Annotated in this window: 15 protein-coding genes; 10 read left to right on the forward strand and 5 right to left on the reverse strand. The window is 40.8% G+C overall.

The genetic code is table 11. The annotated features are described in order from the left end of the window. Positions 1-60 precede the first annotated feature (60 nt). Both ACQY4U_RS10770 and ACQY4U_RS10775 read right to left on the reverse strand, forming a co-directional pair. Positions 61-3,174, reverse strand: a complete 3,114-nt coding sequence (locus tag ACQY4U_RS10770; protein WP_428329411.1) for a TIM-barrel domain-containing protein — start codon at positions 3,172-3,174, stop codon at positions 61-63. 39 nt (positions 3,175-3,213) lie between these two features. Beyond that, on the reverse strand, positions 3,214-4,296 hold the full coding sequence (locus ACQY4U_RS10775; protein ID WP_428329412.1) for a phosphotransferase enzyme family protein: 1,083 nt from the start codon (positions 4,294-4,296) through the stop codon (positions 3,214-3,216). Between the two features lie 324 nt (positions 4,297-4,620). Here ACQY4U_RS10775 and chrA point away from each other — a divergent pair, with 324 nt between their 5' ends. The 10 genes from chrA to ACQY4U_RS10825 all read left to right on the forward strand — a co-directional run bounded on the left by chrA (position 4,621) and on the right by ACQY4U_RS10825 (position 21,759). Further along, positions 4,621-5,844 carry a chromate efflux transporter gene (chrA, locus tag ACQY4U_RS10780; RefSeq protein WP_428329413.1) on the forward strand — a complete coding sequence of 408 codons (1,224 nt, stop codon included), beginning with the start codon at positions 4,621-4,623 and terminating at the stop codon, positions 5,842-5,844. Continuing rightward, complete coding sequence (locus ACQY4U_RS10785) at positions 5,841-6,872, forward strand: sulfotransferase family protein (protein WP_428329414.1); 1,032 nt, start codon at positions 5,841-5,843, stop codon at positions 6,870-6,872. Before chrA ends, ACQY4U_RS10785 begins: the two co-directional genes overlap by 4 nt. 9 nt (positions 6,873-6,881) lie before the next feature. Then, positions 6,882-7,655: a 3'(2'),5'-bisphosphate nucleotidase CysQ gene (gene cysQ, locus ACQY4U_RS10790; RefSeq protein WP_428329415.1), complete on the forward strand. Its 774-nt coding sequence runs from the start codon at positions 6,882-6,884 to the stop codon at positions 7,653-7,655. 26 nt (positions 7,656-7,681) lie between these two features. Beyond that, positions 7,682-8,236: an adenylyl-sulfate kinase gene (gene cysC / locus ACQY4U_RS10795; RefSeq protein WP_428329416.1), complete on the forward strand. Its 555-nt coding sequence runs from the start codon at positions 7,682-7,684 to the stop codon at positions 8,234-8,236. 445 nt (positions 8,237-8,681) lie between these two features. Then, a complete protein-coding gene (locus tag ACQY4U_RS10800; RefSeq protein WP_428329417.1) occupies positions 8,682-11,747 on the forward strand; it encodes a SusC/RagA family TonB-linked outer membrane protein in 3,066 nt (1,021 codons plus the stop codon). 37 nt (positions 11,748-11,784) lie between these two features. Next, positions 11,785-13,296 carry a RagB/SusD family nutrient uptake outer membrane protein gene (locus tag ACQY4U_RS10805; protein ID WP_428329418.1) on the forward strand — a complete coding sequence of 504 codons (1,512 nt, stop codon included), beginning with the start codon at positions 11,785-11,787 and terminating at the stop codon, positions 13,294-13,296. Positions 13,297-13,382: 86 nt separating this feature from the next. Then, positions 13,383-14,795: an aryl-sulfate sulfotransferase gene (locus tag ACQY4U_RS10810; RefSeq protein ID WP_428329419.1), complete on the forward strand. Its 1,413-nt coding sequence runs from the start codon at positions 13,383-13,385 to the stop codon at positions 14,793-14,795. Positions 14,796-14,885: 90 nt separating this feature from the next. Further along, positions 14,886-17,873, forward strand: coding sequence for a glycoside hydrolase domain-containing protein (locus tag ACQY4U_RS10815; protein WP_428329420.1), 2,988 nt, complete (start codon positions 14,886-14,888; stop codon positions 17,871-17,873). A 158-nt stretch (positions 17,874-18,031) separates the two neighbouring features. Further along, the gene (locus tag ACQY4U_RS10820) at positions 18,032-21,115 is read left to right on the forward strand and encodes a DUF5107 domain-containing protein (protein WP_428329421.1); all 3,084 of its coding nucleotides are present in this window, start codon (positions 18,032-18,034) and stop codon (positions 21,113-21,115) included. 8 nt (positions 21,116-21,123) lie between these two features. Next, positions 21,124-21,759 (forward strand): carbohydrate-binding family 9-like protein, encoded by a 636-nt coding sequence (locus ACQY4U_RS10825; RefSeq protein WP_428329422.1) that lies wholly within the window; start codon positions 21,124-21,126, stop codon positions 21,757-21,759. A gap of 2 nt (positions 21,760-21,761) precedes the next feature. On the opposite strand, the gene ACQY4U_RS10830 is transcribed toward ACQY4U_RS10825, so the two are convergent. The 3 genes from ACQY4U_RS10830 to ACQY4U_RS10840 all read right to left on the reverse strand — a co-directional run bounded on the left by ACQY4U_RS10830 (position 21,762) and on the right by ACQY4U_RS10840 (position 24,667). Next, complete coding sequence (locus tag ACQY4U_RS10830) at positions 21,762-22,790, reverse strand: LacI family DNA-binding transcriptional regulator (protein ID WP_428329423.1); 1,029 nt, start codon at positions 22,788-22,790, stop codon at positions 21,762-21,764. A gap of 117 nt (positions 22,791-22,907) precedes the next feature. Further along, positions 22,908-23,528: a tetratricopeptide repeat protein gene (locus ACQY4U_RS10835; RefSeq protein WP_428329424.1), complete on the reverse strand. Its 621-nt coding sequence runs from the start codon at positions 23,526-23,528 to the stop codon at positions 22,908-22,910. After that, entirely contained in the window at positions 23,516-24,667 is a 1,152-nt protein-coding gene (locus tag ACQY4U_RS10840) for a hypothetical protein (protein ID WP_428329425.1), read from the reverse strand. The genes ACQY4U_RS10835 and ACQY4U_RS10840 overlap by 13 nt, the downstream gene beginning before the upstream one ends. Positions 24,668-24,669 lie beyond the last annotated feature (2 nt).

A 24,669-nucleotide genomic window follows, 5' to 3' on the forward strand; every position in this document is an offset into this window, starting at 1 on the left:
ATGTAGCTTTTATACAGCATAATGGTTTCTCCCTATTGTTACGAATGGCAAAATATATGATCAATAAATAGTTACTAACTGCGCTTTGTCCGTTTTTAAATAATCCGTTTTTATGTGGAGCTTGCCATTTTTATCACTGGCATCAAAATAACCACCTGTTTGGGCTTTGTTAAATGCAGCAGCCGAAGTATAGATCCTCATGTTTTTGTTATTGACCGTAATCTTTTTAGGCGCATTACGTGCATGGATATTTAGCAGGTAAACCCTTTGCAGGTATTTGCCATTATAGTTACCCACAGCCGCATTGATATTAACCTGCACCGTTTTATCAGCCTTTACCTCAATCAATGTTTTGGCAAAAGCCCCATTCCGGTGATCGCGGGTTATACCATCATCTTCATATAAATTGAACGAGGAGTTTTTGTAAGGATAGATGTCTATTGTCAGGCTATCAACTCTTTTTTCACCATCGTAATTCATTTTTGGGTACATGGGGATAATTGCACCTGCTTTAACAAATAGGGGCAGTTTGTCCAATGGCGCAGGGTAATTGTTTAGCCAGGTGCTGCCGGTATAAGCTTTGCCGTTCCAGTAATCGTACCAGGTGCCTTTTGGCAGGTATATGCTATCTCTTTTGGCTTCGCTTTTATAAACCGGGGCAACCAAAAGCCATTCGCCGTTCATAAACTGGTATTGGGTTTGTTTGCCCATAGTAACCTGGTCTGTTGGATACTCCAGCACCATTGCGCGCGATGCCGGCACACCCAATTCATGGGCCTGTTCGCAATAGGTGTACATGTATGGGGTGAGCTGCATTTTAAGTTGCAGGTATTTCCTGTTGATGGAAGTATAAGGCTCGCCGTAAACATAGGGCTGTTTATCTTTTTTGGCCCAGCCGCTCATCACCATAAAAACAGGGGTAAAGCATTTCCATTGCAGATCACGGGTATAGGTAGAATCGCTTCCGCCAAAAATACCGTCAACATCACCAGTGGCTGCATTTTGCGCCGATAAGCCCGAGCCTATTACCGTTGGGATGTGGAAACGGATATATTCCCAGTTACCTTTCTGATCGCCACTCCAAACAGTAGAGTACTTTTGAGTACCGGCCCAGCCCATTACGCTCCACACAAAACCACGCGCATTGCTGTTGTGCTCAATACCGTTATAAGCAGCCTTGCAGGCATCAAGGGCAAATTTATAGCCGGGGCCAACCCATGCCACATCCAGTTTACATAAGCGTGTGCAGTACTGGCCAACTTCGGTAGCAATTTTATCAACGCCGTTCTCTGTCCACAGGCCGGTTTTAAAGCCACGTTTGGCCAGCTCCTTAACTACCGAATCCAGCTTTACATAGCCGCATCCATAACCATCGTTTGGTAGGATCCAGCCGCGGGGTATATCATTCTCTACATATTTATCGGCAACGGTTGATATTACTGCCGGGGTAGTTTGCGGTTGCTTTTTACGGTTAGGCTTGTTATAACAATTGGCATCGCCCATGCTTAATGCCCAGCGTGGCATCAGGAAAGGGCGGCCTGTGATTTGCGTATAGCCATCTAATATTTTCTTTAGGGATGGTCCGTAGAAATAAAAGGCATCAAAACGATCTTCGTTGTGGCTGAATTTTAATGAATCTTTGAATGAATACACGCCCACATCAAAAGTGTTCCTGAATACCCCATAACCAGCGGTAGACATGTAGAATGGCGCCGGATTAGCCCTGCCGCCATCGTCCCACCCGTTGCCTTTTTCAATCAATATATCATTACCCCTGTGCGAAAAATAGCCATTTTGCATGCCGCAGCCATAAAAATATTCGTTTGACTGCCGGGTCATGGCCTGCGTTGTTTTAGCGCCAAAGCTTAAGGGTTTACTTTCTTCCCATATTTTTTGGGTGTTGGCTGCGTTATACATAGCAAAACGCATAGGCTGCTTGTATACCCTTAGTGCGCAAACAGCACTTTTAATCAGGTAATAAGCACCCTTATCGATGCTGCTAACGATCGGATTTTTAACGGTATAATTTTCTACAATATCATTAGCGGCGGGGTTGGTAAACTCGCCGTCGGGTGCAAGCCAGATCCTGAAAATATCATCGGTATAAAATATTACCTTAACTTTTGACAGGCCCGCGGCTATTTCAAATTCATTCCTGGAGGCTGTAAAACCGGTCACATTGCCCAAGTATGATTCATTAGCAGTTACCTTGATCTTTAAATGATCATTACCGGGGTTCTCATCCCCATCAAGTTTGGTGCTGATATCAAATGTGTGCGATGGCCTTTGAGAAAGGTCTGCCGGTGGAAATTTAACATTGATCTCTTCGCCGGGTAATATATTCTTTTTGCTTGCGTAAATGGTGGTACTAAGCAATTGCTTATTGTCAACCAGGCAAGTGGCTTTGAAATCCTGCTTAATGGTGCTGATCCCGCTGTTTTTTATGTTAAAGGCAATGGTATCATGTTGGGTAAAAGTATTGCCCTGTTCGTTGTTTGAGGTAATGCGGGTAGCGGCAATATCTTTTTGAAAACCTTCGGCCAGTTCAATATCATCAATCATCCAGTACCAGCTATAATAGCCTTTCCAGTAAAAGCGGAGGTATACTTTTGGCTGATTAGCTGCAATTTTACTAATATTTAGCTCCTGCGCTATAGGGTTAAACATATCTGTAGCCTGCGGGATGTTGTTCTTTACATCAAAATCTGTCCATGTTTTGCCATCTGTACTGATGCCAGCATATAAACCTGCGCCCGCAGCGGCATGATCTGCATTATAACGGAACGTTTGCTGAAATCTTAAAATAACCGATGCCCTGCTTGAGCAATCAATCTCTGCGGTTTGTACCCATGCATCGGGATATTGTTTCTTTTTTATCCAGCTGTTCTGATCCTCATCAACCATATAACCGGGTTGAAATTGGAGATAGTAACCACGGCTTTTTGAAGCTATAGGCGGCGCCTGCTGCTGGTATTGATACGAACCGGGATAGGGCTGATCTGTTACCAGCCACTCCACGCTGTTGGTATTGCTCATGTCCACATTTTTCCACCCGGTAGGTAATTTATTATTGCTGAAGCTTTCTTTCCAAAAAACCTTATTGTCGCCTTTTATCTGTGCTTTTAAACTAATAACAGCAGCCAGGCCTATAATAAGCAAACTTAATTTCTTCATTGCAGTATGATGATTGATAGCAGAATTTTTTTGATCGTATTAATTGCCCGATACGGAAAGCACATTACTCAAGGCCTGGTTAAAAAGCTGGCCGAGTTTTGTTTCAGCATCAAGGTAACCATTAAGCAGCCTAAACTGGTTTTTAGCCCTTGTTAAATTATGTTCGGGGTATTTGACTTCGTAGTAAATATCTCCATTTAAAAAATCGGTTAAAAAGCGGATGGCCTGCATATAGATCATAAACTTCCCCGAAAAAATAAAATGCTGCTTTTCAGTTTCATTTAAGATACTGCCCATTTCAGACAAGTAACCGTTGCATATGGCGCTAAAAATATTTTCGCGGATCTGCACTTTTGATAAATCGCTTTCTTCCTCATTGGCGGGGGACAGGTAAGTGCGCATCATATCGCCAACATCACTTAAAAAGTACCCTGGCATAATGGTGTCAAGGTCAATAACGCACAAACCATTTTGCGCGGCATCAAACAACACATTACTTATTTTGGTATCATGATGGATCACCCTTACCGGTAACTGATTATTATCCATCAGTTCGTTATAGGTTTGCAGTATATCGTAATGGTTATAAACTTCTTTTATTTCGGCAGCTGCATCATTTAAACGTGTTTGCGATGCATTTTGGCAGGCCGCCTTAAATTGTTCAAACCGTAGTTTAAGGTTATGGAAATCGGCTAAAGTATAGTGAAGTTTGGCCGCCTCAAAATCTTTAAGCATATAAGTAAACTTACCAAACTGGCGCGCTGCCTCAAATGCTTCTTTAGGCTCGCTTATAAAATCAATTGTTTTTGAGCCTTTTACAAATGGGAATAGCCTGTAAAACTCATCAGTTTTTGATTTGATTAAAAAATCGCCAGTGGTTGATGGCAATGCCCCTACAAAAAAGTACCCGGGATTGGTTTGTTTAAGATAGGCTTGTATCAGTGCCAGGTTTTTGGCAATATCATCCGGCGATTTAAAAACATTGCTATTTATTTTTTGAAGAATATAGTCTTCGCCATTGCCAAATACACGTAAGGTGTAATTAATTAAACCTGATCCAAAAGGTTGTATGTTGTATTTAGCAGGGGTTAATCCAAACCTGGATAATATTCTATCAAGCATTAATTGGTTGTTTAATATTCAAACATACTAAATGGCAATATGGATTTTTAACGCAAACGTTTGAGCCATTTTTGTGCACCTTTTTACCACCCTGTAAATATCTGCTTAAATTTATAATTAACTTATTAATAAGGTTTTCGCAAGCCTGTTATTAAAACCGGTTTATGGCTAATTTTAAATGGTTAAAGTGCAAGTTAAAGCTTTAGCAAACGTTTGTGTTAATATTATTAGGCCACATAAATCAGTTTGTGGTTAAATTCAGCAAATGTTATTGTTTTATTAAGATAGTGTAACCTTAATAGCCATACATTAAATACGATAGTGATGCAATTAACAGAAAGTGTTGTAAGCAGGTACGAAAAGGAAAAGATAACCATAGGCTACCTGTTTTTTACTTTTTTTAAAATAGGATGCGTAAGCTTTGGCGGTTACATGGCACTGGTATCAATGGTGCAGCGTGTAATGGTTGATAAGGACGAAACTCTGGATAACGAAGTAATACTTGACGGCATTACCTTAGCCAGCCTGCTGCCCGGCCCGCTGGCGGTTAACATAGTGGCTTATATTGGGTATCACCTCAAAGGAAAAGCTGGGGCCATCATTAGCGCGGTCGCCGTTTTATTGCCAGCCTGTATTTTAATGCTGATTTTATCCTGGACCTATTTTACTTACGCTTATAAAATTGAATGGGCTCAAATTATGTACTTTGTTGGTGCAGCAGTAAGTGGCATCATCTTATCAACCGGGTTTCAGTTGTATAAAAAGGAGATCGCAAAAAACTATAAAAAGGCGGTGTTATGCTTGTTTACTGTTGTAGTAATATCCATAACCAATAGTTATTTAATAACCATAGCTTTTATTTTTATAGGGGCAATAGCAGGCCTTTTTATGGAAAGGGGCAAATATGCCAAAAACTTTATATTCAAAAATAAACTGAAGGTTGATGCAGGTTCTGGTATTATAATAGGATTGCTGGCCATAAACGAGCTTTTGTTTATCACCAATACTTTCAGAAGTTTTAGCGCCCCTTTATTAAAAATCTGTATCATATTTTCGGGCATCAGCCTTTCCTTGTTTGGCGGGGGCTATGTGATGATCCCTTTAATGCAAGCCTTATTTGTGAACGATCTGCACTGGCTTACCCAGCGCGAATTTATTGATGCCATTGCTTTTAGCCAGGCTACGCCGGGTCCTATATTGGTTAGCGCCACATTTATTGGCTATAAAATAGCAGGTGTTGCAGGGGCAATATTGGCAACGGTAGCCATGTTTACCCCATCGGCAATTTTAATGGTAATGGTAAGCAAGGTATTTAAAAAGACTAAAGATCATCAGTTAGCAAAAGATATGATCAGTTGGGTAAAGGCAGTGGTAATTGGCCTTATTATCGCATCGGCTATAAAAATATTATATCAGCAGCATTTCACTATTGCCATTGGCGTATTTGCGGCTGCCTCCTTAATTTTAAGTTTCAAATTCAAAATAAGCCCGGTTTATTTAATCATTGCATCAATAACCATAGGCGCATTAACACAATATTTAGTATGAGCGATTTCAACAAACCAGCCGGAATCCAGATCATCGGCACACAAAGGTCTGGATCTAATTTATTAAGGGTAATACTTGATCAGTCTGTCGAAATTTCCTCTCCGCATCCGCCGCATATACTGGTAACGTTTATTCCCTTACTGCATTTATATGGCGAGTTGGATGAAAGCACTTATAAAATCCTTATAAATGATGTGGTAAATTATGTAGAGGCAAACCCTGTACCCTGGGATGGTATAACCATAAACCGCGAATGGATTTTTGAAAATTCGACAGTTTATACGCTTTATGAGATCAATAAGTTGATTTATGAGCAGGCTGCCATAGCAAAAGGATCAAAATACTGGTGTTGTAAAAGCATGGCCAATGTTCATTATGCCCACGAGTTGGATGCCCATAGCCCAAACTTAAAGTACATTTACCTGTACCGCGATGGCCGGGATGTAGCTGTATCGTTTAAAAAAGCAATTGTAGGCGAAAAGCATATTTATAACCTGGCCCAGCAGTGGACCTACGACCAGGCTGCCTGTATCAAATTAGCAAAAGCCACTGATGGGAGCCGTTTTTTCTCTTTGAATTACGAAACACTGATCGTTAACCCAGAGGCGGTGATCAGAAAGCTATGCGCATTTTTAAATATTACTTATTCAGCGGACATGCTTAGCTTTTATAATTCAAATGAATCAAAAGCAACAGCGGCAGCGGGCGAAATGTGGGAGAATTTAGAGAAACCCATTATCAGCAACAATACCGGGAAATTTCATAAGGAACTGAGTAAAGAAGAAATTGAGATCTTTGAACTGGTTTCGCAGGATGTTTTGCGCGAACTGGAATATCCTTTGTTTAGTTCATTAACAAATACAGGGTTAATTTCAGATAATGCAGTTGAAAAATACTTCAACGAAAATGAGTTGTTGAAAAAAGAGATCCTGAAAACGGCAAGAAGATCTGATTTAGATAAAAGAGCGGGTCACCTGCAGATTTTAAGGGACATCAAAGCAAGATCGCTGGCAAACGCGGTGAATTAGTTAACTGATATGATCAATAATATAGAAACCCAACAGATTTTAGATATAGCCGTTGAAGCCGGGAAAGCCATACTTGCCGTTTATAACGATCCTAAACAGGATTTTAATATCACCAAAAAGGAAGATTCATCGCCGCTAACCATTGCGGATAAGATCTCGCACGAGATCATTTCTGATGGCCTGGTAAAGCTTTACCCTAATATCCCTGTTCTGTCCGAAGAAGGAAAAGATATTCCTTATGCCGATAGAAAAGATTGGGAATACTATTGGTGTGTTGACCCCTTGGATGGTACCAAAGAGTTTATTAAAAGAAATGGAGAATTTACGGTAAATATTGCCCTGATGCACAACAATGTACCTGTATTTGGGGTGATCTATATCCCCGTACAGGATCTATTGTATTATGGTGATAAGGATTCAGGTAGTTATAAACAGGTACCCGGACAAGCACCCATTCAGATCAGGGCAGATAAAAGGGCTGCTGATTGGGTGGCAGTAGGCAGCCGTTCGCATGCAGATGCCGAAGAGGAAGCCGTGCTTGACAAATACCCGATAACTGAATTTATAGCGGTAGGTAGCTCGGTTAAGTTTTGTATGATAGCCGAAGGGAAGGCCCATTTCTATTTTAGAAAAGGCCCAACTATGGAGTGGGATACTGCGGCAGGGCAGGCAATAGCCAATTTTAGCGGCTGCACAGTTGAAACGCTTGCCGGCAAAGCATTACCTTACAATAAGCCATCGTTATTAAATGGCAGCTTTTTGTGTAGAGTAAAGCATAACTGATCCATAAATCATCATATTTATTATAATTGGAAACCGGTAAAAAAAGCGCACTGAATCAAAAGGGGATAGTTGTATGGCTGTTCGGTTTATCGGGTGCAGGTAAAACAACCATATCTGATCTGCTGAAGGAAAAGTTAGAAAGCAATGGCTTCTTTACGGTTTCGTTAGATGGTGATGTGTTAAGAGAAGGCTTGAACAAAGACCTTTTATTTAGCGAAGCCGACAGGCAGGAAAACATAAGGCGTGCTGCCGAGGTAGCAAAAATGATGTTAAAAAATAACATCGTAACCATTTGCTCATTTATTACCCCTTTAAATAAAAACCGGGCCATGGCTGCGGATATAATAGGCGAAGGCTATTTTGAAGTATTTGTTGAATGCCCTTTAAGCTTATGTATTAAAAGGGATGTTAAGGGTTTGTACCAAAAAGCAAAAGCAAACCAGATCCTCAACTTTACCGGCATCAGCGCCAGTTTTGAAACACCTGAAAATTCAAGCTTTATTATCTCCACTGCGGATGATACCGCCATTGAAAGTATGGAAAAGATCTACAGTAAAATACATCCCCTGATAAGCCTGTAGTATTGTAAACGCACTAAACAAACTAAAAATAAACTGATCTGTAAAGCCTGCTGTATAAACTACAGCAGGCTTTTTTATTCCACATAAACGGCTCATTTTAAGTAATAAACCTGCATGGTAAATGCTGGTTTATTACTTAAAAAATCAAAACCATCCGGGCTTTATTAATAATATGACATTTTAAGGAAAATGTGCTTCCGCATTTTATTAAAAGGTGCTCAAAAACACGCCTATCAACATAAAAAAGCAGGTCGATTATGAACTGATTATTAACTAATCAAACGTTTGCGTGAGCTAAGTTTTTGATAAACAAACGTTTGCGTAGTCTTTGCGCTGCCGTAACCTTGTTTTTGCTCTGCTTAAAATCTAATTTCCATTATTCAAAAAGCTCAAAAACATAACATTAAAGCAACAACTAATTAACTCACACTAATTCACAAAATGTATGATTAAAACTTATACTCCATTTGTATCGGATCTGAAGAAAGTACTCTTTCCGATAAAAGGCCTAAGCAACAGGCCGTTCCTGAAAAAGATCTGCTGCTATCTTATTTTGCTTTTGCCTTTAGCAGCACATGCGCAAAAAGCAGTTACAGGAACTGTAAAAGATAGCAAAGGCCTTGAAGTGATTGGTGCAACAATATCAGAAAAAGGTGCAGCCAACACAACCACTACTGATGTTACCGGTAGATTTAAAATAACGCTTAAAAAACAGGATGGCATATTGGTAGTATCTTTTATTGGTTACAAAACAAAAGAGGTTACCGTTGGCGAAAGTGGCAATGTAGCAGTTGTTTTACAGGATGACCTTAACACCCTGAACGAGGTTGTAGTAGTAGGCTACGGTGCCGTTAAAAAATCAGACTTGACAGGTTCCGTAAGCACTATTAAAAGTGACGACCTTAACCTTGGCGGTACAACGGCCAACCTTGGGCAGGCTATACAGGGTAAGGCAGCAGGTGTGCAGGTGCAGCAATCAAACTTTGCACCGGGCGGCGCTATCAACATTACTATAAGGGGTGGTAACTCTATAAATACCAGCAACGCACCTTTATATGTAGTTGATGGTTTTATCAGCGATAACGGAAACCTGATTAACCCTAACGATATTGAAAACATTGAGATCTTAAAGGATGCATCGGCAACTGCTATCTATGGATCGCGTGGTGGTAACGGTGTGGTTTTGATCACTACCAAAAAGGGTAAAGCCGGTAAAGTATCAATTGATGCCGATGTATCAAACGGTTACCAGTTTTTAACTTATAAACCCGCTTTGCTTACCGGGCAGCAATACACCGATATTCAAAACGCTACAGCTATTGAAGATGGTAACCCTGCACCATTCCCGGCAAGTTTTAATGTGGCCAATACCAACTGGTTAAAATTAGCTACTCAAAATGCAACTGTCGAAAACAGGAGCGTTAGCGTGAGCAGTAATGACAAAACTTCAAAAATTTATGTTTCAGGTAACTACATGAAACAGATTGGGGTTTTAAGGCATACCGATATGGAAAGATATACCGCAAGGATAGGTGCCGAGAAAACATTGAATGAAAATATAAAAATTGGCGCTAACTTTTATGGTGCAGCTACCAATACCGATCAGCAATCATACTCTGGTGATATTACAGCACCTTTATTTAGCATCTTAACGGCACAGCCTAATATCCCGGCTTACAATGCCGATGGCAGCTATTATATCTACAACGGAAAAAACAACGCTTTAGCCGGGCTTTTAGAGCCAACCAACACCAGCGAAAACAAGCTGTTTAACGGTAATGTTTATTTAGACTATAGCATATTGAAAAACCTTACTTACCACTTTAGCGCAGGTAGCGAGTACAGCCAGACAACTTCTGGTCAGTACACCCCACGTACATTGGTGGCGGGCGCTGCAAACGGTGGTATCGGCGCCGAGCAAATGTCGACCGCTTTCAGGTGGTTGGTTGAAAACTATTTAACCTATAAATTTAAGGTAGGTGTTAAAAACGATTTCACCGTTTTGTTAGGTAACTCTAATCAAAAGGATGTTTCTGAAAACTTAGGCGCTTCAAGCCAGGGTTTCCCAACCGATGAATTTTTGTTTTATAACTTAAGCGCAGGTTCGGTTCCTATCTCATATACCAGCGGTAAATCACAATCAAACCTTACCGATTATTTTGGCAGGGTAAACTACTCCTTCCAGGATAAATTGTTAGCAACCTTTACCTTAAGAGATGATGCATCCTCAAAGTTTGGTAGCAATTTCAGGCATGGTATTTTCCCATCAGGTGCTTTGGCTTACAAATTAACCGACGAGGATTTTATTAAAAACCTGAATACTTTTTCGAGTTTAAAAGTTAGGTTAAGCTACGGTGTTACCGGTAACGACCGTATCCCTAACTATCAATACCTGAGTACATTTACCAACTACAGCACTGTGCTGTCGCCAGGTGGAGCTTTACAGGTAGGTATTGAGCCTTCCTCATTGCCAAATCCTAACTTAAAATGGGAAAGTACTGCACAGTTTGATGCAGGTTTGGATATGGGCCTTGTTAACGACAGGTTAAACATTACCCTTGATTTTTACCGCAAAAAAACCAGCGATCTTTTATTGAATATCCCAATTGGCCAGCAAAACGGTTTCAGTACCGAGTTGGTTAACGGTGGTTCAGTACAAAACCAGGGTGTTGAGCTTGGTATCAATTCAACCAACATTAAATCAAAAGATTTCTCATGGAGCACAAGCTTCAATGTGGCTTATAACAAGCAAAAGGATTTAACATTGGCTCCGGGTGTATCAAACATAATTACCAATACGGCTAACCCAAGTGGTACGGTTTCGGGCCAGGGCTTTACCAAGCTGGTACCGGGGCAGGAGTTAGGCGAGCTTTATGGTTACGTTTACGAGGGTGTAATTAAAACCGGTGAAACCTATGCGCCGCAGCCTAATTCAAAACCAGGCGACCCTAAATACAAGGATGTAAACGGCGATGGTAAAATAACCCCTGATGACAGAACCTATTTAGGTAATACAAGCCCACACTTTACAGGCGGCTTTGGTAACGATTTTCATTACAAAGGTTTTGATATGAATGTGTTTTTCCAGGGTGCGTTTGGTTACTACCTGTATAATATGAACCAGCTGGTATTAGAGTCGACCACAGGTGCTGCTGCTTTAAACAGGTTTGTTGCAGGTGTTAATGAAAACACATCTGTTCCGCGCGAAGGTTACTTCCTGAGCTCTTACGGTAGCTATGTTAACTCACGCTTTGTTGAGAACGCATCATACGTAAGGTTAAAATCATTATCGTTAAGCTATACCTTCCCTGGGCAAATGTTTCAGAATTTAAGAATCCTGCAAGGGTTAAAGATCTACGCAGAAGGCCAGAACTTATTAACAATTACCGGGTATAAAGGAACCGATCCCGAGGTTAACGTGCATACCAGCAACCTTGGCGGTGGATTGGATTTTGGAGCATTCCCGGCTTTTAGAACATTTATTGTGGGTATAAAAGCTTCTATTCATTAATAGTTTCTCTGTAACAGATCAACATAAATTAAAAGAAATGAAAAAATATATATTACTAATCATACCGGTGCTTTTGCTGCAGTTTTCGTGCAACAAAAATTTAGACCCCAAGGTTTACAGCAGCCTAACCAGCGCTAACGCTTTTCAAACAGAATCTGATGCTATAGCAGCAGTTAATGCGGTATATGCCCGTTTAAAAGGCCCATCTGTTGGCGATAATTATGATTACTGGACAGTAAGGCACTTTGCCCTTACCGATCTTACAACCGACGATGGTCATTGCAGCTATGGTGGCGACCCTGGTCAACTTTCATTGGTTCAGTGGAACTCCTCAAACGGCTTATTGGCCGAAGACTGGCGCCAGATCTATAAGCTGATAGCGAACGCTAACAATGCTATTTTCAATATTTCGGCCATGAAAACTATAACCGACGATCAAAAAAGTCAGTTCCTGTCTGAAGTGAAATTTTTACGTGCCGTAGCTTATATGGATCTGACCGATGCATGGGGCCCGGTAATTTTAGCAACAGAAAAAGACCTGGTGAACCCTAATTACACAAGTCAGCCAAAAACAACTTCAGTTGCAGATATTGAAACACTGTTGCTGTCTGACCTTGAAACCGCATCAAAGGTATTGCCTGTAAATTATGAGAACAATGCGATCTATAAAACGGTAGACGTAGGCCGCGCAACAAAAGGGGCCGCACTTACCCTTATGGCAAAAATATACCTGCGCCAGCATCAATGGCAAAAAGTAGTTGATGTTACTCAGCAGGTAATGGCACTTAATATTTACCAGCTGTATCCAACTTATCAGGGTTTGTTTTTGGAAGCTAACAAATGGTGTTCAGAAAATATCTTCTCGGTGTTGAGCGATGCTAACGTAAACGGTACCGAGTTATTGAATCACTTTGGCCCTTTATTGCACCCGGTAATACAAAACAGGTGGCAGTATTATGCCGTATCATGGTATTTTTATAATAGCTTTGATAGTGCTGATGACCGGAAGAAAGAGTTTTTCCCATCATACGTAGGAGTTGATAATTTGCTGCATGAGCAGGCGCCGGTACAGGGAGCAGCTTCACCGGCAGGTATATTTTACATGCCCGATGTGGCCACCATGAAATATGCCGATCCTAATGGCACCACTACTTATTACGATGGTCATAGTGTTGATATTTTAAGATATGCCGACGTACTGTTAAGCAGGGCCGAAGCACTGAATGAACTAAGCGGCCCTAATGCCGAAAGTATAGGTTTAGTTAACCAGGTAAAAGCAAGGTCGCATGCAAAGCAGTTGGTTATGGGTGCTTTAACCCAGGATAGCTTTAGAGATGCGATACTGCAAGAACGTGGTTGGGAGTTCTTTTACGAAGGAAAACGCCGTGCCGATTTAATACGCATGGGCAAATACGATGTAATAGTAAATGCTTATTTAAAAAGCATTGGGCAAACCAATACAGTTGTATTGCCAAGGGATCAGTATTTCCCTTACCCGCAAAACCAGGTTGATTTAAATCCAAACCTGAATAATTCAGGAAGACAATAAAATAAATATGATCCTACTGATCACCCGGTGCAGGCTGTTTCAACAAACAGTTTGTCCGGGTGATCTATAGTTATAAGTTATCCGGCATGATAAAACGTTTTTTGGTATATGTGGTCCTTGTATTTTTTACCGCGATCTTTTCGGGTTGCTTTAACAGTGGCGGCAGTATAATTAAAGAGATCAGGATAGGTTTACACAATAACAATGAATTAAAGATCAGGATTGTTGTGCTAACCACCGCTCCGGCTGATGCCTATGTAGAGTACTGGCCCCAAAAGGGAGGCAGCAATGATAAAATGCTGTCTAACGTTTCAAAAAATGCAGTTTCAGATACGCTTGTTCTTTGTAACATCATCCCCAATACAAACTACCTGTATCATATTATAACTACCGAAAACGGCGTTAAGCGTGTAAGTAAGACCTACAATTTCAAGTCGCACGATTTACCCATGTGGCTGCAGGAACAGTTTAAGGCAATTAATCCTTTCCCTAAACTGATCCCTGCCGATTTTAAGAACGGCCTGATGCTGATCAATAAAAGATACGCACCCGGCGTTGCCTGCCTGGTTGATTATAAAGGGCAGATCAGGTGGTACCACATGGTTGATGGTATGGGCTTTAAAGTAGTTCACTACACAAAAAACAATACTATACTTTCTATTTTAGGCACTAATGATGAGCCAACCAGCTATGGCAGCCAGATATTGGAAGTTAATTTATTGGGCGATACCCTTTTGAATTTAAAAAAGGGGCAGGGCGATTTTAAAAGTACCATACACCACGAGATTTTAAGGAATAATAAAAATCAGCTGGTTACGCTTTTTGTAGATAAAAAGATCATGGATCTGAGTGCTGTAGGCGGCGGCAAAAAAGACACGGTTAGCGGCGATGGTATTTTGGTGATGGATAACCATGCTAAAAAGATATGGCAATGGAGTGTTTTTGATGCAATGGATCCCTTAAAGGATGCCGGCCTGCTGAAAAGCAAAAAAGACTGGATGCACGCTAATAGCCTTAATTTTGATAAGGATGGAAACTACATCATATCATTTTACAACAACGGTCAAATTTGGAAAGTTGATGCAGCAACGGGTAAAGTGATCTGGAAGTTTGGCAAGGGCGGCAATATAAAAATGCCTGCCGAATGTGATTTTACGCAGGCACATGCCGCACATATAAATAAGGATGGCAACCTGATGTTTTTTGATAACGGGGTCGAAAAAAAGCAATCAGAAGTATTTGCTTTAAAGCTTGATGAGCTTGGCAAAACCTCAAAAATAGATCTGCACTTCAAACTGCCTAAAGAAATTTTTAATGGCCGCATGGGCAGTGCTTATATGATAAATGATACTGCTATATTAGTTTGCTGCTCAAAAAGACATATAATAGTTTTGGCTGATAGAAAGGGTACCTTGCTATGGACACTGGAAACCTCCATGCCAAGCTACCGTGCCGAATTTATAAAAAGCGAACAGCTTAGCCCGTATTTAAAGCCTTAAGGCCATTGAACAAATAATATTATAACATGAAAAGGTAATCAGCATTAATGTTGATGCCTTTTTAAACAGAACTACTTTGAAAATTATATTATGAAAAAAGCATTGTTTGCGTTAACCTTTCTCTTTTTAGGTTTTACTGCTTATTCTCAAAAAATCCCCTACACAAATTGCGATAACTGCTGGATAGCAGATTCATTAGGTAACCACCGGGTGGTTGTGACCTTTAACGGAACCGGGAAAATGGCTAAGGTCACCATCCCGTGGAGAAGGCGCGACAATGATCCGCAGAACAAAAGGATCATTATTGAGGATGCCAAAACAAAGCAAAAAATCACCAATGTAAAAACAGGTACTATAAACCGCGAGTATGGCGAGCTGTTTTTTGAACCCGTATCGGGCAAGGGTGCCTATTATGTTTATTACATGCCCTACAAAAATGAGGGACGTTCAAACTACCCCAAAGGCGTTTATTTAAAACCTGAAAGCACAGCATCAGCTGATTGGCTGAGCCAGTTAAGCGCTGCAAGTAGCATCCCGGCAGCAGGAGTAAAGGAATTTCAGTCTATTGATGAGTTCAACACCTTTTATCCAATGGAAGTAATTGCCACAAAGGATGAAACCAGCAAATTAATAGAAAAACATGCGGCCGAAAAATTTCTTGTTTTCCCGGAAGACAGGCTAAACTCGATTAGAATGACGGACGATCTGCCGCAAAGCTGGATAGAACGCGGCCCGCAGGCTTTTTATAAAGCAGAAGCCGCACGCGGCGAAAATTTCTCGTTCCAGTTAGGTATCTATGCCCTTCAGGATCTGGGCGATGTAAAGATCCGTTTCAGCAGCCTTAAATCATCAACAGGCAAAGTAATAGCTGCCGATGATATTTTCTGTATCAATACCAATGGTATGGGTTATGATGCTGTTCCGTTCAATAAAACCTTAAATGTAACCAAAGGCAAAGTACAGGCCTTATGGTGCGGTATCAATGTACCGCAGAATGCCGCCCCGGCAGTATATGCAGGCAAAGCAACCATCACTGTAAATGGCAAGCCCGAAAAAACAATTCAGCTATCCATCGCCATAAATAATAAAACAGCTATTGCCGGCGGGGTTAATGAGCCTAAAAAAATGACCCGTCTGCGCTGGCTTAATTCAACAATGGCGCAGCAAAATACAGTGATTGCACCTTATACACCGCTTGAGGTTAAAAACAATACCGTGAGTTTGCTTGGCCGTAAAGTGGAGATCAATAAAGATGGTTTCCCTAAACAGATCCAAACGTTTTTCACACCTGAGATGACAGGCTTTTCAAACACACCTAAGGATCTGTTAACCGAAGCCATGCACTTTCACTTTATAAAAGCGGATGGTAAAAGTATGGCGCTTAAAGATCAGGGTATACAGTTTACTAAAAAAGAACCTGGTACCGTACAATGGAAGGTTACAAGCGGCAATGATACCCTGCAAATGGAAGTATCAGCCTCCATAGAGTTTGATGGCTTTATAGCCTACACCGTTAAGGTTACTGCCTTGCAGGATGTGGACCTGAAAGACATCACCATGCACATCCCCTTTAAAAAGGATGTGGCAAAATATATGATGGGACTTGGCCAAAAGGGTGGCTACCGCCCCGAAAACTTTGAATGGAAATGGGATGTGCCCCATAAAAACCAGGATGGTGCCTGGATTGGTAATGTTAATGCCGGGCTACAATATTCCCTGCGCGATGAAAAATATGTGCGCCCATTAAATACAAATTTCTACCTGCAAAAACCATTGATCCTGCCATCATCATGGGGCAATGATAACAAGGGAGGTATAAAAGTAACTGACGATGGTAAGGCCATATTGGCCAATAACTACAGCGGCGAAAGAAAACTGAACAAAGGCGATGTGCTTTATTATAATTTCAACTTACTGATCACGCCTTTCCACCCTATAAATACTGATTTTCAATGGGCTACCAGGTTTTATCATTCGTACAAACCTATTGATACCATAAAAGTAACAGGTGCAACAGTAATAAATATACACCATGCCACAGCTATAAATCCTTATATCAACTATCCTTTTATCGCCTGGAAAAAGATGAAAGCTTATGATGATTCGGCCCATGCAGAAGGTTTAAAGGTTAAAATTTATAATACCATCCGCGAACTTTCAAACCATGCTTATGAAACTTTTGCTTTAAGAAGCCTGGGACATGAAATTTATTCGCCGGGCAAAGGCGGAGGCTTCAGCTGGTTGCAGGAGCACGTGGGCGACGATTATATTGCTGCCTGGTTTGTACCCGAACTAAAAGATGCTGCCATTATTAACAGCGGGATGAACCGCTGGCATAATTATTACGTGGAAGGTATGAACTGGTTAACCCAAAATGTAGGCATTGATGGTATTTATCTTGATGATGTGGCGTTTGACAGGGTAACCATGAAACGTGTTAAGCGCGTGCTTACTAAAGACGGACATCCGGGTATAATCGACCTGCATTCGGCCAATCAGTATAACAAAAGTGATGGTTTTAATAACAGCGCCAATCTGTATATGGAGCATTTCCCTTACCTGAACCGCTTATGGTTTGGTGAGTATTTTGATTACGAAAAAAACAGTCCGGATTTTTTCCTGACAGAGGTTAGCGGTATTCCATTTGGCCTTATGGGCGAAATGCTGCAGGGTGGTGGTAACCCATGGAGAGGTATGGTTTATGGGATGACTAACCGCATGCCCTGGAGCGATAACGCTGACCCAAGACCAATTTGGAAAGTATGGGACACCTTTGGCATGAAAGGTACCCAGATGATTGGCTATTGGGTTGATGATAACCCGGTAAAGACCGATAATGAAAAGGTTTTGGCCACCATTTATAAAAAACAGGGAACTGCCTTAATATCAATAGCCAGCTGGGCCGATAGTGATACAGAGATTATGCTAACAATTGATTGGAAAAAATTAGGGATCGACCCTGCAAAAGCAATTATTACCGCTCCGGATATGAAGAATTTTCAAGCCGGCAGAACGTTCCGGTTAAATGAAAAAATTCCGGTTACCAAAGGTAAAGGCTGGTTGCTGATAGTTAAATAATATAATATAATTTAATGGAGAAGTCTTGATTGCATCTGATAGCATTTGATCAGGATTTCTCCCTTATTCCCGATACTTCTTTTAAATTCCATCTCATCCTCAATTAATCTAAAGCACTTAGTATGCGAAAGTTAGGATTGCTCATATTGCTTACAGTTATGTTAAGTATAAATGTTTATGCGCAGCAAAATGCGGTTATCCGTGAGTATAAAAAGGCATTTACCACGTACCCTTTTTCTGATCCTAACCCCATTCCGTCGTTCTCTAATATTTATCCTTATTTCCGTTATGATGGTTTTACTGATAAACCGGTAAAAAAGGAATGGAAGGTAATTGAGCTGGAAAATGATTATCTGAAATTAACCATAACGCCCGAAATAGGCGGGAAGATCTGGTCGGCCATTGAAAAATCAACAGGTAAATCTTTTGTTTATGATAACCATGTAGTAAAATTCAGGGATATTGCCATGCGGGGGCCCTGGACAAGCGGCGGGATTGAACCTAATTATGGTATAATTGGCCATACGCCCAACTCTGTAACCCCGGTTGATTATTTAACCCGTACAAATAACGATGGCAGCGTGAGTTGTGTGATCAGTGTGCTTGATCTTTTAACCCGCACTACCTGGACAATGGAGATCAATTTACCAAAAGATAAGGCTTACTTCACCACCAAATCATTTTGGTACAACTCCAATACCGTTGATGAGCCGTATTACCACTGGATGAACACCGGGATAAAGACCAAAGGCGATCTGCAATATATTTTTCCAGGTACTAATTACTTGGGCCACGAAGGTGAGCATGGCGACTGGCCGATTAACAAGCAGAACGGAAAAGACGTATCCATTTATGATAATAACAACTTTGGCGGCTATAAATCATACCATGTGTTTGGTAAATACAATGATTTTTTTGGGGCTTACTGGTATAAGGACGATATGGGAATGGCCCGTTATTCCGGTCATGAAGATAAGGCGGGTAAAAAGATCTGGATCTGGGGCCTTTCCCAGCAGGGGATGATCTGGGAGAAATTACTGACCGATACCGACGGGCAATATTCGGAAGTGCAATCGGGCAGATTGTTTAACCAGACCGCGGTGAAAAGTACGTTTACCCCATTCAAACATAAAGATTTTGAACCCGGCGCTGCCGATACCTGGACCGAATACTGGTACCCGGTTTTAAAAACCAAGGGCTTCGTTGAAGCCAATGCTTATGGTGCGCTTAACATTAAGCAGGAAAATGGCTGGCTCAAAATCTATTTTAACCCGGTACAAAACCTGGCCGATACGCTTAATGTTAAACAGGGCGATCAGATCATCTACCATAAAAATATAACATTCAGTCCGCTTAAAACCTTTGTTGATTCTGTGAAGATGAATGGTAATCCGGGCGACCTGACAGTTATGCTGGGCGATCATAAAATGGTTTATCAGTCAAAGCCTGATGCTTATAATTTAAGCCGCCCGCTTGATTCGCCAAAGGATTTTGATTGGGAATCGGCTTATGGCCTGTACATACAGGGTGCGGAGTTTATAGACCAAAAGATGTACCCATCGGCAGCCGAAAAACTGAACGCAGCCTTACAAAAAGACCCTAACTATTTGCCTGCATTAAGCAAACTGGCTGCGTTAATGTACCGTAATATGCAGTATACCGAAGCTTTAAAGCTTGCAAAAAAAGCATTGAGCATTGATACTTACGATGGCGAAGCAAACTATTATTATGGATTAATTAACGCCCAATTGGGTAATAACATTGATGCCAAGGACGGATTTGATATAGCCAGCCTTTCAGGCGCGTACAAAAATGCCTCATACAATGCATTGGCCAATTTATATTTGAATGAAAAGGATTTTAACAAGGCCTTAGCGTTTGCTTCAAAGGCGCTGGATTATAACCGGTTTGATATTTCGGCATTGCAGGTGCAGGCCATTGTTTATCGCAACAGGGGAGATAAGGATAAAGAAATACAGGTGCTGGATACCATTTCGTCCTTTAATCCGCTTGATCATTTTGCGCGTTTTGAACGGTATTTATTGGATCCATCGGCAGCCAATAAAAACAAGTTCACTTCTATGATCAGGGATGAGCAGCCTATAGAAACTTACCTTGAACTATCTGCCGCTTATTACAAAAACGGTTATTTTAACGATTGTATTAAAGTTCTACAACTATCGCCCTCAAGTGCATTGGTTAATTACTGGCTGGCATTTTTAAACTATAAAACAGGCCAGCCCTTTGCTGCATTATTGGCTAAGGCTAATAGCGAATCACCTGCGTTTGTGTTTCCGTTTAGGTCTGAAGATGAAAGTGTATTGCTATGGGCCAAACAACAAGATAACAACTGGAAACCCAATTATTACCTGGCTTTGTTGTATAAAGACAGGAACCGGATTGCAGAAAGTAAAGAGCTTTTTGCCGAATGCGGGAATGCGCCCGATTTTGCACCTTTTTATATAGCCCGTGCAGCCATGTTAATGGGAGCATCGGATATCGACGATTTGAAAATGGCCATACAATTAGATAAAAACCAATGGCGGTATAATAAAGCTTTAGGCGAATATTATATTACCCATGGGCAATATTTAAACGCATTAAACACGGTTGAACCATTTTACCATGCCCACACCGAAAATTACATAATGGGTATGTTATATGCCAGGGCCTTATTGCTGAATAAACGTTATGCCGATTGTTCGGCATTGTTATCCCGTATCAATATTTTACCTTTTGAGGGTGCAACCATAGGCCGGGAGTTATATCGCGAAGCTAAACTGATGCAAGCTATTGATAAAATTCAAAATAATAGTTATGCCGATGCATTGGCACTGGTTAATGATGCCAAACAATTCCCGCTGAACTTGGGTGTAGGTAAGCCTTACGCCGATAATATAGACGAACGTTTGGAGGATTGGATGAGCTACCTGTGCTATCAGAAAACAGGTAAAAAAGATGACGCTCAAACCGCTTTGCAAAAGGTGATCAGCTTTCAACCAAAAATTGAAAACACCGTAAGTAACTTTTTGCCCGCCAATGATTTGGTAACCGCATGGGCAATTGAAAAACTTAATGGCAGGAAAGAGGCCACCCAATGGCTGAATGAGCAGGCCAGGCAATATCCGGATAATAAAATCATAACCTGGTGCAAGCAGGTATTTGATGGCAAAGAGGCAAACGACGCTGAAATAAGTGATGCCGGTGTGCGTATATTAGTGCGTTTAATGCAGGTTAAATAACGCCGAATATGAATACACTGAAAGTGCCTTTTTTGCCGGATAGCAGTTTTAATAATTCACTGCCACAGCTTAGTGATGCACTTTCACAATTTGAACCTGTTAAGCTAAACCATGAGCCCTGGCCCACTCCGGGTGTTAAACCCCAGGTTGAGTTTTTTTTGGCTTATGGTGATGATGCACTATTTTTAAAGTTTAATGTAAAGGAAAAGCACTTTAGGGCCACCTTTAAAAATGTTAATGATCTGGTTTATAAAGACAGCTGCGTTGAGTTTTTTATTGGCTTTGGTAATGCCTATTATAACTTTGAGTTTAATGCTTTGGGCACGCCCTACGTTGCCTATGGTTTATCAAAGCAACGGGAAACCCTGCCTGTATCGCTTATCAATAATATAAAAAGCCTGGCAATAATTAAAGATGCTCCGGCAAATGCTTTGCCTTTTGAGTGGGAAATAACGGCAGCTATTCCTTTCAACCTGTTTTATAAACACAATATTCAGCAATTAAAAGGAACGGAATGCAGGGCCAATTTTTATAAATGCGGGGATGAATTGCCCGAGCCGCATTACCTAAGCTGGAATAATATTATAGCTGATCAACCTGCATTTCATTTGCCTGAATATTTTGGTAAACTGATTTTTGTATAGCCTTATTCTTTATTGCTCACCACCAATTGCGATTCAACAATTATATTGTAGTAAGCCTGTTCGGCATCGTCTTTACGGTTGGGCTTATTTAACAGGTCGATCAATATATCGGTTGCCTTTTGCCCCTGTAAGTAGGGAAACTGCTCAACCGTTGCAATGGGCACATAGTCCATATAGTTAATAAGCGGGGTATTTGCATAGCTTACAAAAGTAAGCTCCTCGTTAATCTTTATGTTTTGTGAGCGCGCGTACCTGATAGCAAAAAGGGCCACATAATCGTTAAATGTAACAATAGCGGTAGGCTTCCTTTTCTGTATCAATAGTTCATTCATGGCCTGTATGGTGCCCTTTTCGGTCAGATCGCAGTTAACCACTAATGATGGATCAAACTTTAGCCTGTTTTTAAACAAGGCTTGTATATAACCGTCTTTTCTTTCTTTAGCAGCAAAAAGTGTTGATGGTCCGTTAATCATTCCAATAGTACGGTGCCCTTTTTTTAGCAGAAAGTTTACGGCCTCAAAAGTACCTGTTTCCATATTGCAGGCCACACTGTGCTTATTTTTTAATGCAGGTATTCGGTCAAAAAACACCACTGGGATATTAGAGTTTTTGAGCATGTCAAAATGATCGTATGACGAGGTATTTTTGGTAATCGAGATCAGCAAACCATCAACCCGCTGGTTTTTCATTTTGGCAACTAATTTGCGCTCATTTTCCTCACTATCGTGCGATTGCGCCAGCAGCACAGTATAATTTCGTTTGTTAGCCGTATCTTCAATACCACTTATCGCAGCCGAAAAAAAGGCCTCTGATAACTCCGGTAAAATTACGCCTATTGTGTATGACCGGCCTTTCTGAAAGTAAATAGCAGTTTGGTTGGGCTCGTAATTAAGCTCCTTTGCTAACTGCTTAACCCTCATTTTGGTGGTTAAACCAATACTCGCATGGTCGTGCAGTGCCCGCGATACCGTAGAAGCGGATATACCCAATATTTTGGCGATCTCTTTTATAGTTGCTGGTTTCTCTGACATCGTATTTAAGCCCGTAATTTAATATTAAATTAATAAAACCAGCAGGCACATTTTAATAAATCAGTTTAATGCGTGATTTATAAATTACAATTCAGGAGAGAAGGGCTGAAGATCAGGCTATTTACAACGGTTAAGTCCGTCGGTACTTGATTCATCTCCTGGTTTAATGATCAGGGCCTTTTCAAAAAAGGTTTTGGCTTCAGCTTTTTTGCCCGATAGCAGATAAGACCAAGCCAGCATGTGGTTTCCGTCATAATCAAAAGGGTACAAACCTACCACAACTTTAAAGTACTTTATAGCAGTTTCGTGTTGCTTGTGGTTATAATAAATAATACCGGCCCAGTAATTAGCCTGGGTATTTTGCGGGGCAATTTTTATAATATCTAAATATTGCTCTAACACTTTATCCCAGCTTTGTAAAAACGATAAGGGTTGTACATAACCAAATTTAGCCTCGATGGCATTTGGCCGCAGGTTGATAGCCTTAAGGTAATAAGCCTGCGATGCGTTGTAGTTTTTATTTAAATAATTAAGCCAGCCAAGCCTTATGTTTATTTCATAGCTCCCTTCGGTATAATAAGCCGAAATATCGTTTATTGCACCAGCATAGTTTTTGCTGGCTTCGTCAGTATAGCTGTTATGAAATGCTTTTTGTAGCACAGCAACGGTTTGTGCATTAACTTTAACGGCACCTAAAACAAATAAAGTAATAAAAGTAATTCGTTTTAAAATCTCCATAGTATTCCCGTAGTAACAGCATGCTGGCCATAGCTCAGGCTATGGGTTTCATCCAGTTTTTTTTCGTAAGCGTAATTTAACTGCAATTGTACTTGTTTACTTAGCTGAAAAAAAGCCGTTTCGCCAAGTTTTAGTTTAGTTCTGTCGATGGAGTTGTAAATGTATAAACCATCTTTATCAATATAATTATCCTGGTTGCCAAAAGTGGCCGAAGTTTCGAGCCATATATTTTTTATAAACTTAAACCCGGCGCTTTGGTTAAAAATTGCCTGCCCTGCGCCATTTTGATGCAGGTATGATGCACGGCTTATGGTATATAAGTTAAAGTTGCCAAAAGGGTAAATGCTTACTGCGGCGTTATATTGTATCAGGTAATTTTTAATCATTGAGCCCCAGTTTATATCTCCCTGTAAATTAATATAGGTGCCATTATATTGTAAGCCGGCCAGGCCGATATTACTGTTATACGTAATATTTAAAAAATTAGTATTTAAATAGTGATAAGCACCCAATATGCGCATATTTTCTGTGATGGCATAACTTAGCTTGGCGTAATATTCAAACTGATTGTCTTTTTTACCGGTATTGTTATTCAAAAAGATATACCGCCTGTTATCAATAGACTGCGTAAAATAAGCGATAGATTGATCCAGTTGTAAGCGCCATGATAAGCGGTTGCTTAACGAAAACCGGTTATAATAGGCATTGCCACGGTAATAATTGTCAGAAAATTTGATACCCGATTCAAGCCCAGCGCTTATAAAATCAAACTTGCGCATGTTAGCGGCCTTTAGCTGGTCGGCATCCATATAGGCGGCGTCGTAAGCTGCGCCTTGGTCCTGGTTAAGATACAGATGGCTCCAGTAAGAAAAATAACGGGCTGTTTGGTCGTAAGCGTTTTGTTTAAGTATTTTATGATATTGTTTTAAGGCTGCATGATAATTTTCGGTTACAAAATCAGCATAACCCAGCCTGAGCCTTAGCGCCGGAAAATCAATTGAATCATGGATCGACCTCGCCCCAAAATGTAATAGCTTGTGCCATTCTCCTGCCTGAAACAAAGCTTCGGAGGTACTGTCCGCCTGTTGAAAGCTTAGCTCCTGTGCAGTGGCGGCCTTAAAGCTTAAAATGAAAGTCAAGA

Origin of the sequence: Mucilaginibacter sp. (genome assembly GCF_965277465.1) — a bacterium.
In the GTDB taxonomy this organism is placed as follows: domain Bacteria; phylum Bacteroidota; class Bacteroidia; order Sphingobacteriales; family Sphingobacteriaceae; genus Mucilaginibacter.